10 protein-coding genes are annotated in these 14,162 nt (G+C 57.5%); 7 read left to right on the forward strand and 3 right to left on the reverse strand.

Annotated elements, in window-relative coordinates; all coding sequences use genetic code 11:
• Positions 1 to 143: 143 nt before the first annotated feature.
• The 6 genes from J3U88_RS20320 to J3U88_RS20345 all read left to right on the forward strand — a co-directional run bounded on the left by J3U88_RS20320 (position 144) and on the right by J3U88_RS20345 (position 9,100).
• On the forward strand, positions 144 to 746 hold the full coding sequence (locus tag J3U88_RS20320) for a YfiR/HmsC family protein (RefSeq protein WP_207860797.1): 603 nt from the start codon (positions 144 to 146) through the stop codon (positions 744 to 746).
• A 2-nt stretch (positions 747 to 748) separates the two neighbouring features.
• Positions 749 to 2,803 (forward strand): TonB-dependent receptor plug domain-containing protein, encoded by a 2,055-nt coding sequence (locus J3U88_RS20325; protein ID WP_207860798.1) that lies wholly within the window; start codon positions 749 to 751, stop codon positions 2,801 to 2,803.
• A gap of 12 nt (positions 2,804 to 2,815) precedes the next feature.
• Positions 2,816 to 5,989: a hybrid sensor histidine kinase/response regulator gene (locus tag J3U88_RS20330; RefSeq protein WP_207860799.1), complete on the forward strand. Its 3,174-nt coding sequence runs from the start codon at positions 2,816 to 2,818 to the stop codon at positions 5,987 to 5,989.
• 245 nt (positions 5,990 to 6,234) lie between these two features.
• Positions 6,235 to 6,885 (forward strand): DNA-3-methyladenine glycosylase I, encoded by a 651-nt coding sequence (locus tag J3U88_RS20335; RefSeq protein ID WP_207860800.1) that lies wholly within the window; start codon positions 6,235 to 6,237, stop codon positions 6,883 to 6,885.
• A 73-nt stretch (positions 6,886 to 6,958) separates the two neighbouring features.
• Positions 6,959 to 7,948: a cysteine synthase A gene (locus J3U88_RS20340; RefSeq protein ID WP_423842071.1), complete on the forward strand. Its 990-nt coding sequence runs from the start codon at positions 6,959 to 6,961 to the stop codon at positions 7,946 to 7,948.
• Between the two features lie 363 nt (positions 7,949 to 8,311).
• The gene (locus J3U88_RS20345; RefSeq protein ID WP_207860802.1) at positions 8,312 to 9,100 is read left to right on the forward strand and encodes a DUF3050 domain-containing protein; all 789 of its coding nucleotides are present in this window, start codon (positions 8,312 to 8,314) and stop codon (positions 9,098 to 9,100) included.
• Here J3U88_RS20345 and J3U88_RS20350 read toward each other — a convergent pair.
• A complete protein-coding gene (locus J3U88_RS20350; protein ID WP_207860803.1) occupies positions 9,097 to 11,568 on the reverse strand; it encodes a serine/threonine-protein kinase in 2,472 nt (823 codons plus the stop codon). The two genes, J3U88_RS20345 and J3U88_RS20350, sit on opposite strands and share 4 nt — an antisense overlap.
• 239 nt (positions 11,569 to 11,807) lie before the next feature.
• Between J3U88_RS20350 and J3U88_RS20355 the strand changes: the two genes are divergently transcribed.
• The gene (locus J3U88_RS20355; protein ID WP_207860804.1) at positions 11,808 to 12,704 is read left to right on the forward strand and encodes a DMT family transporter; all 897 of its coding nucleotides are present in this window, start codon (positions 11,808 to 11,810) and stop codon (positions 12,702 to 12,704) included.
• 179 nt (positions 12,705 to 12,883) lie between these two features.
• Here J3U88_RS20355 and J3U88_RS20360 read toward each other — a convergent pair whose 3' ends face one another.
• Both J3U88_RS20360 and J3U88_RS20365 read right to left on the reverse strand, forming a co-directional pair.
• Entirely contained in the window at positions 12,884 to 13,588 is a 705-nt protein-coding gene (locus J3U88_RS20360) for a HEAT repeat domain-containing protein (protein WP_207860805.1), read from the reverse strand.
• On the reverse strand, positions 13,585 to 14,162 hold a 578-nt coding region (locus tag J3U88_RS20365), incomplete at its 5' end, for a putative toxin (RefSeq protein WP_207860806.1). The genes J3U88_RS20365 and J3U88_RS20360, both read right to left, overlap by 4 nt.

Genomic DNA, 14,162 nt, shown 5'->3' on the forward strand with positions numbered 1-14,162 from the left:
CCGACTTTTAGCCATCGGCACCCGATTCGGCGCTCCTGTCGCCGACAAGGTTTCGCGTCATGCTTCGTTTCTTCCTAAACCCATGTTATAAAAACAGCACTCATTGTGTAATCGATAACCTCTAGCTTTTCGAGGAGCGGCCCTTGGCTCGTTTTCTTCAGATGGAACCGACACATCGGTACCGTTCGCACGTCAGGCGCGGCGGCGCGTCGTCCAGGCGTCGTACCCTGATGTGGCTGTCGGTACTGCTGCTACCGCACCTCGTGATCGGCACCCTAAACGCCGCCGAACCCCATGCCCGCGATGCCCGCATTTTGTTGCGCACCCTGCAATACGTCCGCAACCTGCAACCCATGGACGCCGTGCCCATCGCCATCCTCTACGACCCCAATCAGCCCGCATCCCAACAAGAAGCAGTCGCCCTTGAGGCACTCCTCCAACGCGAGGATACCCGTCAAGCCATCCAAGCCCGCCTCGTCCCTATCAGCGCCTTGGAAACACAGGAAAACATCAGCGTGTTGTTTCTCACGCGCCGACTCGGCGCTCATTTCGAACGCATCGCTCGTTTTGCCGGCGAACGCGGTCTGTTGACCGTGAGCATGGACCGCGAGTGTGCCGGTTCCGAGGGCTGTGTCGTCGCCTTCGAAACCCAAGCCGGCATAGAAATCTTTATCAATCAAAAGAACATGAAGCGCAACCGCATCGATTTCGACGCCGCCTTTATGTACACCGCGAAGAGGTTGTAGCCATGCATGTTCGCCACCTCTCACTCATCCTATTCCTGCTGTGGTTCGCGACGCCGCCACTCGCCGCGCAGAACATTGATTACGAAGGTTTGGCGTCCCTTTTCGGCGAACCCGTTACCGCCGGCGCCACCGGAAAACCCCAACGCCTCTCCGAGGTCCCGGTTTCGATGGAAATCATCACCCGCCAACAAATTCGCGACAGCGGCGCCCGCGACGTGCCCGAACTGCTCCGTCGTTTCGCCGGCATTGAGGTACAGCGCACGTTCCAGGGCCACGCCGACCTCAGCATTCGCGGTTACAATCAATTCCTCTCCAACCGCACCTTGGTGTTGATCAACGGCCACCAGGTGTACCTGGACGTCTACGGCACCGTTTTTTGGCACAGCTTCCCGATTAATTTGTCGGACTTGGAGCAGGTGGAACTGGTGCGCGGTCCGGCCTCCTCGCTTTACGGATTTAATGCCGAACTGGGGGTGATCAACTTGGTCACCCGCGACCCGCTCAAACAAAAAGAAACCCGCATCACGGCGGAATTCCAAGAACCCCAAGGTCATCGCCTGGAAAGCTCGATCCCTTGGCATGCCGGTGACCGCATGGCTTTGCGTTTCTCGGCCGGTATCGAACGCGCCGACGGCTTCGACAATCAGGGCACGCCCGGCGACCCCATCCCTTTTGACGACGCCCTCGACCGCACCGCCTTTAGCGTGGAAGGCCATTGGTTGGCCAACCCCTCGACGAGCCTTCGCTTCCAAGTCGGCTACAACGATTTGGCCACCGATCTGCTGGGTCCGGGCGCCGCGCGGGGGCAACAACTCACCGAACAAACTTTTCTGGATTTAACCCTCAGCAACGATTCCCCGATGGGTTTGTGGCAGGTGGACGTCCAGGTCAACAACAACGAGGTCGGCTTTAAAACCACCCGCTTTCAAGGCACCCAGGACGTGCCCCCGCTCGACAGCGAATTCCGCCGCATCGCGCTCGCCAATCTGTTTTCCCTTTCCGCGCAAAACGTGGTTCGCATGGAAGGCGAAATACGCCGCAGCGCCGTTCAATACGCCACGCCCGACTCGATATTCGACAGTGAACTGGCCCTACATACCTTGAGCTTTTCCGCGATGTGGCATCATCAACGCAACAGCAAAATAAGTTTTAATAACTCCGTTCGCGCGGATCGCTGGGATACCTCGCGGTTCCAAGGCCTCAACGCCTTTGATCCGGTTCTACCTGTCAACGACGCCCCACCACCGGACGGCAGCGAAATTAGTTTTACCAGCGCCTTCAACTGGCAATGGACCCCGCGACGCAACCTGCGGCTCTCCCTTTCCCACGGCCACCACATCCCCTCCCTGATCGAACTCTCTCAGAATTTTCGGTTCCCCCAAAATGAAGCCTACGGCAATCCGCTGCTGGTCCCGGAGTCATTGACCCAGGTGGAGGCAAGCCTCAATCAGAAATTCGGCGACGGGGCGAGTTATTTCCGGCTCAACGCCTTCTACGGCGAGGGCCGCGATCTTATTGAGGTCGCGGTGTTTTTGCCGGTGCCCGGCCAAAACATCCTCCCCGACTTTTCCTTTATCAACAGTGCCGATACCGAGCATTACGGCATTGAAGCCGAACTCTTTTGGCAACCCGAACAAAGCCCCTGGACGGTCCGCCTGAACACAACCTGGATGGAACTGGAAGATACCCCGATTTCCCCCTTCCCCGGCTTCAACCGTCTGGAAGATAACCAGATCAACCATCGCGCCAACCTAACCGTAGACTACCGTCACCACAACAGCTTGCTGCAGGGCGAGGTGTATTGGGTTGACGGCAACGAATTTACCGCCACCTCGCTCAACTTCCCACCCGTCCTCCAAAAGACACAAGACGCCTACACCGTGCTCAACCTCCACGCCCATCAGCGCTTGGGCAGGCAATGGCGCCTGCGTTTCAGTGGCTACAACTTGCTGGAACGCCACCAGGAAGTACCCACATTGACCTTTGTTACCGGGATTACCAGCGGGGGCGTAGAACTCGACCGCGCCTTCCGCCTAACCTGTACTTATTCGTTTTAGGGTACCGATTCCATGGCCGTTTCATCCGGGAAAATGCGTCTGTCCGTTCGTTTTCTGTTACTGCTGGTAACGGGAACCCTGACCTTTCTGGTCTTTTTCCTGGCGATCTTTCTCGCCCGCGACGCCCTCGACGCCCGCGACCAAGCCGATTATTTCCAAGAAGCCAATGCGATGGTGACCTCGATCCACGACATGGATCGCGCCCTGGGTCGCGAGGCCGCCTACGGCATGCTGCTTATGGTTTCCAATCGAGAAACCCGTGCCGTCATCACCCCGCAACTCAAGGAAATTCAGCGACAAAACGACCAACACATCAACCAAACACTGGACCACATCGCCGCCCACGCCCAGGCCCGCAACAACCAAGTCGCCGTCACCCTCTCCGAACGCTGCCGCGGCCAATATGCAGAACTCAAAACCTTGCGCGCCGCCCTCGTCTCCTCACGGGGCTTGCACCAAGATACCTGGGTCGAAAGCTTCTCTTCCTTGTTTCACCTGTTCCGCCTGTTGCGCAGCAACATTACCCAACCCCAAACGCCCGGCCAACACCTTTTGCGCCAGAACCTACTGACCCGCGCCGCCTCCGCGCAACTCTACGAAACCACCGTGCGCGAGGGAACCCTGTTGATGTGGGTCATGGCCGGCGGCGACGGCTTCCGCCAGGACAGCATGGACCGCCTCACCCAGCGCCTGACCCTCATTCGCGAACTGGCCGATCGTGACCGCACCATCCTGGCCCAACTGGTGGAGCAAAACCGGCAAAACGACAACGCCCACCTTATGGTCAGCGCGTTTGAAGAAATGAACGAGCAGTTCGAGAAACTCGATACCATGCGCCGAAAAATCTATGCGGCGGCGCTGCTTGAAGACACCACCCAACTCGAGCCGGGCGCTTGGCTCGACGAGCTCAATCGCGTTCTGGATAGCATCGCCCGTTTTGAATCGCAAATTTCCCAACCCACGGAACGCATCCTGAGCAAAACTTCCAATGCCGCCAATCAGAAACTCTTGTTGGTGGTCATCGCCTGTAGTGGTTTGTCAGCGATTGCCCTAATGTTCGTGTTGGCCATCCGACGGCGCGTTTTGGTTCCCGTTCAACTGGTAACCGAACGCATGACCCTGCTGGCGGCCGGCACCACCGACGTCAGTCTCCCCAAACCCCTGTACCGCGATGAAATTGGTGACATGTTGGCGGCCTTGGAAGTGTTCCGACGCAACACCGAGCGCATGAACCAGCTCTCACGGGAACGCGGCAAATTTTTCCTGAAATCGCCGCAGATGTTGTTCATTCTGGACACCAAAGGCAATTTCCTCGAGGTCAACCAGGCCGCCGAACGGATTCTGGGTCGCAAGAGCGAGTGGTTCACCCCGAAGCGTTTTAACGCCGCCGTTCATCCCAAGGATCTGCGCCGTATGCGCGACATGTGGCGCAGTCTGTTGGACGGTCAGGACATCTCTTTTTTTGAAATGCGGCTGCGCCATCATGACGGGAGTTGGCGCTGGATCTCCTGGCACGCGGCCCTGGTCAAAGAGGACAACATGGTGGTGGCGGTCGCCGCCGATACGACCGACCGCATCAACATGGAACGCGATCTGCGCAAAGCCAAGGAGGACGCCGAAACCGCCAACCGCGCCAAGAGCGAATTCCTCGCCAACATGAGCCATGAAATTCGCACCCCCATGAACGGGATCCTCGGCGGCGCTGAATTGCTGCACCAAATGACCCTCAACGAGGAGCAAGGCGACATTGTCGACCTGATCCGCAAAAGCTCCACCCACCTGCTCGGGATTCTCAACGACATCCTTGACCTCTCGAAAATCGAAGCCGGTAAACTCACCTTGCAAAACACGGCATTTCCCCTTCACGAGTTGCTGTGGTCCGTTGGTGAGTTGATCGCGGTAAAGCTGCAAAACAAACCGGTCGAGTTGGCGATCAACATTGACCCCGACCTTCCGATGATGGTGCGCGGCGATGAAGGTCGGTTGCGCCAGGTGATGCTGAACCTAGCCGGCAATGCCGCAAAGTTCACCAGCAAAGGCCACATCTTGATCGTGGCCAAACGCATCCATAGCCAGGACGATGAACTCGTCTTGCATTACGAGGTGATTGATACCGGAACCGGCATTCCCGCCGAGGACCTCGACGTGATTTTCGAAAAGTTCAGCCAGGTGGATAGCTCCTCCACGCGCCGGTTTGGTGGAACCGGGTTGGGATTGGCGATTTGTGGGCGCCTGGTGGAACTGATGGGCGGCAAGCTTGAAGTTGCTAGCGAGATCGGCGTCGGCTCGCGTTTTTGGTTTGAAATTACCGTCCAGCAAGAAGAAACACAGCCGAGGAAACCGGTTTTCGAACCCCAAGCCGAGGCGGTGGTCGTGGTTTGGTCCGCCCAAAACTTTTTGTTCGATAGCTTGGCGCCCCATCTGCACCGGGTCAACGTGGAATGCATCGATTGCCGCGTTCCGCAACAGCCGCCCGAGGCGGCGGCGAACATGCCCCATGCCATGATCATCTGCGATGTGGACCAACTCAGCGCGGCTACCCTGGGCCGTTGGCTGGAACGCAACGGCGCCAATGCGGCGGCCCAACTGTTGTTCGTGAGCATGTCACCGATCACCGACGCCACCAAGGCCTACGGCCGGTATTTGCGGAAACCGATCAATCCCAACTTGGTCCTAAACCGATTGCACCAGCATATCAGCCATGAAGTGAAAAGCATAACGCCGGCCGCGCCGTCGGGGGGCGATGTCGCCCCGACCCACAACGAACCCCGGGATCCCGACGAAAAAGCCGAAATTTTGTTGGTCGAGGACAACGCCACCAACCTGATGGTCACTTCCGGCTTGCTCCAGGCTATGGGTTTCAAGGTCACCTTCGCGGAAGACGGCGAGCAGGCCTTAAACCGCATGAAGGGCGAACGGTTTGATTTGGTTTTGATGGATTGTCATATGCCGAAAATGGACGGCTACCGCGCCACCCGTTTGATTCGTGAGTGGGAACAAGAACACGGCGGACATCACAACATCGTCGCGATCACCGCCAACGCCATGGTCGGCGACCGCGAGCTCTGCTTGGACGCGGGCATGGATGACTATATCGCCAAACCCCTCACCCAAAAAGCTTTGTGCGAAACGCTGACGCGCTTCGGCCTGGCCGGCCCCGCCCAAACCCCCGCGAAAGAAGCATAAAACAAGGGCTTCCTCCACGGCGCCGGATCCGGTATAAAACCTAAGAAGTGCGATAAGCGTGAGGGGTTTTGGCTAAAGATCTGGAGCGAAACGGCTTGAGAAAAGCGGGCCGGGGTCGCGCACGACGTGCACCCACTGGGTGCAGTGAGCATTTTCACTAGCCGTTGCAGCCCAGAAGTTTAGCCAAAACCACCGCGTCAGCGCTTCTTAGGTTAAACAACATTTGTCCTGATGAGGTTCACAGCATGGAAGAGAAGGACGGTTTGGCCCGGCGCGCGGACGGTTCAACCGGTTGTTGGTGGTCCGGCCAAGACGCGGCGTACATCCATTACCACGATACCGAATGGGGATTCCCCGTTGCCGACGACCAACGCTTGTTTGAGAAAATCTGTTTAGAGGGCTTTCAATCCGGGCTTTCCTGGATCACGATCCTGCGGAAACGGGAAAACTTCCGCGCCGCCTTCCACGGCTTCGATTTCGAGCGGGTCGCCAAAATGGATGAAGCGGATGTAGATCGGCTGATGCAAGATACGGGGATCGTCCGCAACCGCCGTAAAATCGAAGCAACCCTTAACAATGCACGTCAGGCCATTGCGATGCGCGCCGAGTTCGGCAGCCTTGCCGCATTTTTTTGGCAGTACGAACCAGATCCGGCCGAACGGCCCGCGCACATGAACTACGCGGAAGTGCGCCGCCTGGTCAAGCCGCCCCACGCGGAAGCCCTCGCCAAAGCGCTAAAAAAACGCGGCTGGCGCTTCGTGGGTCCAACCACGGCTTACGCCTTCATGCAGGCCATGGGTTTGGTCAACGATCATCTGGAAGGATGTATCATCCGCGAACGGGTAACCGAAGCGCGCGCCGCCTTCACGCCACCGCGGTCCCGACGCTCGGTTTAGGGAAGTTTGACTGAATGTGGTATTTTGGGCCTTCATCCACAAACAACCGAGGGCCGACCACAATGGGGGGAGCATCATGAAACGAAGTGAAAGTGTATGGGACAGCGTGGGCAACACGCCGTTGATCCGATTGAAATCCCTTTCCGAACATACCGGCTGCCATATTTACGGCAAGGCCGAATTTCTCAACCCAGGTGGTAGCATCAAGGACCGCGCGGCCAAAGGCATCATCCAAGCCGCCGAGGCGGACGGCAGTTTGCAGAAGGGTGGCACCATCGTTGAGGGAACCGCGGGCAATACCGGCATCGGCCTGGCCACCTTGGCTGCCGAGCGCGGCTACAAGGTTGTGCTCACCATGCCCAACAACCAAGCCCAAGAAAAATACGACATGCTCGCCGCGCTCGGTGTCACGGTTCACGCCGTGTCCCCCTGCCCCTTCGCCAACCCGGATCATTTCTACCACCAAGCGGGACGGTTGGCCAAAGAAACACCCGGCGCCGTTTGGGCCGATCAGTTCGAAAACACCGCCAACGCCCAAATCCACTACGACACCACCGGCCCCGAACTCTGGGAACAACTCGAGGGCCGCATCGACTTTCTCGTCGCCGCCTGTGGTTCCGGTGGTACCCTCGGCGGCACCAGCGCGTACCTCAAAGCGCGCGATCCCGCCATTCGCGTCATTGCCCTCGATCCCCACGGCTCCGGTGTCCACGATTACTTCAAATGTGGTGAATTTACCGGCGACGGCGGCAGCGTCACCGAGGGTATCGGCATCAAACGGCTCACCGCCAACCTGGTGCGGGCGGTGGTTGACGACGCCCTGCGCGTAACGGACCAGGCCATGATGGACATGCTTTTCCACACCGCCCACCGGGACGGCTTGTTTTTGGGAACCTCCTCGGCACTCAACCTTTACGGCGCGTACCAGGTAGCCATGAACAACCGCAACAGCGGCAAAACCATCGTCACCTTCATGTGCGATCACGGCAGCCGTTACGCCGGCAGGCTGCTAAACCCATCCTGGTTGGAAGAAAAAAATCTGGTGCCGCGCCCTCTTTTTTAGGTCCAAAACCTAAGCAGTGCGATTCTCGGCGATTACAGATAAACCTATGAACTTCAACGGCTTGCCAAAATGATCACTGCACCCGACAGGTGCGGTCGTGCACGACCCCGGCCCGCTTTTCCCCAAACCATTTCGCTCAAGATTTCTAGCCAAAATCACGCGCTCTTAACGCGCTTCTTAGGTCAAAGCGATACTTTGCCCAACAAGCCGACGCGCTCTTTGCCGCACCACTCCAATTTGCCGCTTCACAGCGCCACGCTTTTCGTTTATCTTTTGTTAGTTTAGCGGCTTAATGTCGCCGCAAAGTCCTTTCATTGACCAGACCCCAAAGCATCGGGGTCTTGACCAGCCGGGAGCCTTTTGTTGTTTTCCATTTCTGCCATTAAAAAAGAACTTCAACCGCTGCGCCGACAATTGCAGAACCACCCGCTTTACAGTGCGGTCAAAGAGCCCGAACAGGTTCGCTTCTTCATGGCCCACCATGTTTATGCAGTCTGGGACTTCATGAGCCTCCTCAAAAAGCTCCAGCAGTTGTTGACGGGGACCACGGTTCCTTGGCAGCCTAAGGGTGATCCACGCATTCGCCGCTTCATCAATCAAATAGTTTTGGAAGAAGAATCCGACCGCCTCGATGACGGCCAGGTCATGAGCCATTTCGAACTCTACCTCGCCGCCATGCGCCAAGCCGGCGTGGCAACCGCGCCCGTCGAACGCTTTTGCAGTGTCGCCGCCATGGGTCACCCGGTGGAAACCGCCTTTGATCGCGCCCAGGCACCGGAGATCGCGGCCAACTTTGTTCAGGACACCTTTAACTTCATCGACACCAACGACGCCGCCACCGTGGCCGCCGCTTTTACCTTCGGTCGCGAGGAAGTCATTCCCGATATGTTCCGCGCGCTGATCGCGCAACTCGCCGAGGACAGCCCGCACACGTTCGACCTCTACCACACCTACCTGGCCCGGCATATTGAATTGGACGGCGGTTCCCATAGCCACTTGGCCGAGGAAATGATCAACCTCATTTGCGGCAACCGCGAGCAGGCATGGCAACGCGCCCGCGACGCCGCGCGCCAAGCCATACAAAGCCGCATCAACCTCTGGGACGCCGTACTGCAACAGATCCACAACCCGGTGCTGGATCCCGCGGGTTAAAGCAACTGCAATTCCGCCAACTTTTCATGGATCATTCGGGTGAACTCGCCCTCGGGTTGGTGCGATAACAGTTGACGATAGCCCTCCAGGGCCAAGCGTCCTCCTTCCTCCGTTCGTCCCGCTTGCGCCAGGCAGGTCCCCAATAAGGCGCGGGCATAAGCCGTGCGAAAGTATTGGGGTCCGTACAAGCGCACAAAAATTTCCAGGCTCTGGCGGGCGTGATTTTCCGCTTCCCCATAGCTGCCGCGGCGGTAAGCCAAGTCCGCCAGAGCCAGCCGGGTGCGGGCAACCCGGTAGTGTTCGGGTCCGAAATGGTTGACGTTGATCTCAAGGGTTTTTCGGAGTTCTTCTTCCGCCTGATCGTAACGACCCATGCCGATGTAAACACCGCCGAGAATCAAACGCGCCCGCGCGAAGTAGTTGTGATCGGCGCGCAGACTTTGCGCCAAACCGTCCAGGGCTTCTTGGAGAAGCAACTCGGCCTCGGCGTATTGTTGGTCGGCGCGCAGGGCGTCGGCCAGGAAAATGAGCGAAGCCGCGAGGTAGGGGTGCGAGGGCCGGTAAATGCGGCGGGAACGCCGTAATTGCTCGCGAAACCCCTCAATCGCCAATTCGTACTGACCGCATTCACGGTAAACCAGGGCCAGATTGCCGATGACCGCCACCGTATCCCGCGACATCGGGCCGTCGTGTTCCGTCGAATGCTCGATCACCCGCTTAAAGCCGGAGGCCGCCGCCTCGCAATCGCTTTTGTGCATGGCGATAATCGAAAGTTGGTTCACGCTGTCAATCAGGTCGGGATGGTCTTCACCCAACCAGCGCTTGCGGCCCTCGTAGGAACGCCGGTAGTAATATTCAGCCTGGGTCAGTTCGCCGATGATTTGGTAGTGGTACCCCAGCAGGCTGACAATTTGCCAAACCCGTTCGTGGTCCTCGCCGTAGCGTTCGGTGTAAATCGCCAAGGCGCGTTCCAACATCTCACGCATCACCTCTCTGGGCTGGCCCTCGGACGCCAACAACGAGGCTTCCACCAGCACATCGGCAACCGGTTCGGCCCTCGGTCCGTGGGCCGTTTCCAGGTCCTCGAGCGCTTGGTTGTACACCATCCAGGCGTCGCGGTACAAACCCAGCCCGTCGTAGGCACGGCCGATTTGCACCCGTAACATGCCGCGGGTGTCGCGAAAATCCTCGAGTTCGCCGCCCAAGCGCACCGCGGCACGATCCAACAACCGTTTGGCGGGAACCTGATCGCCATAGTCGTCGACCGAACCATCTAATTGAAAAAGTTCGGTCATAAAGGTGACCAGGCGTTCCGTTTCGTCGCGACGCAGGGCCGCCTCTTGCCGTTTTTGCCAAGCCTGCACCGTGGAGCCCAACACCAGTCCCGCCGCAAGGCCGGTGGCGATGATCGTGAGGCGGTTGCGGGTCAGGAACCGGCCGATGCGGTAGGACCAACTGCGTGGCCGGGCTTTAATCGGTAAACCGCGCAGATAGCGGCGAATATCGGCGGCGAAATCTTCAATACTCGCGTAGCGTTCTTCACGCTGGACCGACAAGGCCTTGAGCACAATGCGATCCAAATCGCGATCAATGCGGTTGCCGCGCAGGTGTTGCATGAAGTTGCGGTACCAGGAACCTTTGAAGGCGTCGCTAATTTGTTTGCGTTCCAGGGTCGACAATTTGCGACGCGGCTGGGTGGTACTGGGGCGTGGCGGCCGGGTTTGGTCGGACAATACCGCCGCCGCCTCGGCCGCATTTTGGCCTTTAAATCGGAACGGCCGTTTGCCGGTGAGCAGTTCGTAGAGAATGACACCCATCGAGTAAACATCGGTGGTGGTTCCCAGGGGTTCGCCACGTAATTGCTCGGGACTGGCGTATTCCAAGGTCAACATGCGTTGATGGTAGACCGTGACCGCGGTCGCCTGTTGTTCGTTGTTAATCAGCCCCGCGATGCCGAAATCCAGCAGCTTGGGATCGCCCTCGCGGGTCACCAAAATGTTGGCCGGCTTCAAATCGCGGTGGACCACCAATTTTTGGTGTGCATAGTTCACCGCCTCGCAGATGCGCAAAAACAGCTTGAGCCGCGCGTTCACGTTTAAGGATTGCGCACCCGCATAGCGAATCAAACTCAAACCGTCGACGTATTCCATCACAAAATACGGCAGACCGTCGTCGGTACAACCCACATCGTAAAGGCGCGCGATAAAGGGATGGTTCAGCGAGGCCAAAATGGTGCGTTCTTGATAGAAGCGGGCCAGTATTTCCCGGCTGTCCATACCGCGCTTCAAGACCTTAATCGCCACTTGTTTGCGGGTATCGTCGTCACGCATGCCGAGCAACACCTGGCCCGTTCCGCCCTGACCCAGCTCACCCAATACTTCATAGGCACCGATGCGGCGGTAGCGCAGCCAAGAGGTGGGTTCGGCCGGGGAAGCTTCCTGATCGGGGTTGGGGGATTGTTCAGACATGCATCACTCTTTGGGTTCGGGGCAATTGGGAAAGAGAACCACTAACAGAACCATCGGCCACAACCACCGGTTCATAAAAAATGAGGCGGGCCGTCCGACACACACCGATCATTCTGCAATCCGTTCTCACTTTCAACCACCAAAGGCTCGGTTTTCAATCTCATTGATTAAAAACGGTTTCCTATCCCCTTTTCCCTAGATTTCAGTTATGCTGGCCCGGTTTGCGCGGGAGGAACCTGATGGAAATCGTGCTGGATCATCGCGGCGAAGCGGCAGCCCTGGCGGCGGCCTCGGCCTGGGCCTTGGCGGCGGTTTTTTTCCGTAAACTCGGCGCCCAGTTCACCCCGATCCAGCTCAACCTCTACAAAGGCTTGCTCGCCTTGGCGATGCTCATTGCCACCCTCCTGCTCACGGGTGATCTGTGGAACGACATCCCAACCCGCGCCTGGCTGCTGCTGCTCGCAAGCGGCGCGCTCGGCATCGGCCTGGGCGACACCTGTTACTTCGCGGCACTAAACCGGGTCGGCGTCCGCTACGCCTTAATCATGGAAACCATGGCCCCACCCATCGCCGCGTTATTGGCCTGGCTCTTTTTGCGCGACCTTTTACCGATGCGCGCCTGGTTCGGCATCGCGGTGGTCGGCGCGGGCCTGGCCTGGGTCATTTTGGAGCGCAGCCCGGCCGGCGCCACCAACCAGGTAATGACGCGCGCCGGTTTCGCGTTCGGCGCCTTGGCGGCCTCGGCCCAAGCAGGCGGCGCGGTCTTGTCCCACGCGGCCCTCACGCTCACCGATGTCAGCCCCATGTGGAGCGCGGTCATTCGTTTGTTGGCGGGCATCGGCTTACTGCCGCTGCTGCTATTGCGCCGTGGTGCAACAAAAACCCCGGCCACCCCCAAAGAAACCACATCCAATACCTGGCTATGGCTGGCAGGCGCCACCTTGGTCGGCACCTATCTCGGCCTGTGGCTGCAGCAGGTTTCGCTCAAATACACCAGCGCGGGCATCGCCCAAACCCTGCTGGTCACCAGCCCGGTCTTCGGCCTCGCCATCGCCAAATGGCAAGGCGAGCATGTAAGCCTACGCGCATTAATCGGCGTAATGGTGGTCATCGGCGGCGTGGCCCTCATCTTCTGAGCAGCACCTACGCGGGCTCTCCCCTGGGAAACGTTTATTAAAGAAAATTGGGAAACGCCGCAAACACCCATGAGCCGCGATAAGCGCGAGGGTTATTTTGGTACCAAGGTTGCTACCCTTCCCTTATTTCAGTATGAAACAACGTCAGGGACGCCAAGGTCCCTGACTTTGATTGGGGCTTATGTTTCAGCAGCGTCAAGTTTGTCTTGAAGCGCCAGTAGTTTCTTGGCTTCTTTTCGTACCCAGGGGAATTCATGATTTAAATACTGTTCGACAAGGGCTTTAGGGACTCTTGCTTTCAAGTAACGAAGTGCATTCAATACATGGCCCACCTCATCTCCAATCCGCAATGCTTCGATAAGAACTTGGGATGCATCGGGATGTTTGGTTTTCGCCAGGGCTTTCATCACCTTTTGACGCGCACTCCCAGCCGAACGATCTTGTACAATGGAAGCCAATTCAGGAAAATGTTTCTTCTGTGCAATAACAGAGAGCGCATTACCTACTGCCCATCGGTAACTTTTATGTTGCTCGGAGGTCGTAATCTGAAATTCCTGGATTAAAACTTCCGCGGCGCCTTTTGCCCAAGAGTTTGTCATTATTCGTACAACATCCTCCTTCAATAGATCATAATCAATTTTCGGGAGCCATTTGATCAAGACGGGAATAGCAACAAGGTATCCTTTTTTATCCTCTTGGAGTTCTTGAAGAGATGAAACATAACACCCAACCTCATGAAGGTCTTCGAATAAACCCTGAGCCGCAACTCTGTATTTTGCTCGGTTTGCTGCGAACCGCTCTTTTATGACAAGATCCTGTTCTGAGAGATTCTCGCCTTTTTCTAAGCGCTCAAGGTGTTCCTTGTAGTAGTTTCTTTTTTTCATTTCACTCGCTCCAGAACAATTTCGCCTGCCTCAACTAGCGCTTTTAAAGGCGCGCTTAGCTTAGTATGGTCCTTTACATAGAGTGTAAAGATCAGTGCTTTCTCTTTGGCAAAAGCTAAATAATCTTTTATTTGAGATGATAGGTAAAGGTACTTTCCACCTTTTGCCTCCCCAATTGACCCAGCCTCCAAATCTAAGAAGTCTGGTTTCCTGGAGTTTACGCGTCCGCCAATTACCTCAAAGGACTGATTATTCTTCGGTAAACCAATCGAGTTTTGAAAGGCCATTCCTTTTTTATAGTTGTCCTTTAGCCTGGTGGCCGCGGCTGAGGCCATGGCCATCATTTCGGTGCCGTGTTTTGCCAGCATTGCGCCGGCTTCGCTGGCGCCGCCCGCCGCTTTGATTGCCGTTCCCGCGCCGCCCGGCACGCCCGGAATCAAGGTGGCCCCGATGTCCAGTGCGACACCGCCCGCGTCGATGGCCGCCGCGCCCCAGTTGCCCTGGCTGATGTTGTCCACCGCCGAGACCACGCCCATGCCGATGTTGGCCACGTCCCACAAGGTCTCGACGACTT

Source organism: Acanthopleuribacter pedis (assembly GCF_017377855.1).
GTDB classification, from domain to species: Bacteria; Acidobacteriota; Holophagae; order Acanthopleuribacterales; family Acanthopleuribacteraceae; genus Acanthopleuribacter; species Acanthopleuribacter pedis.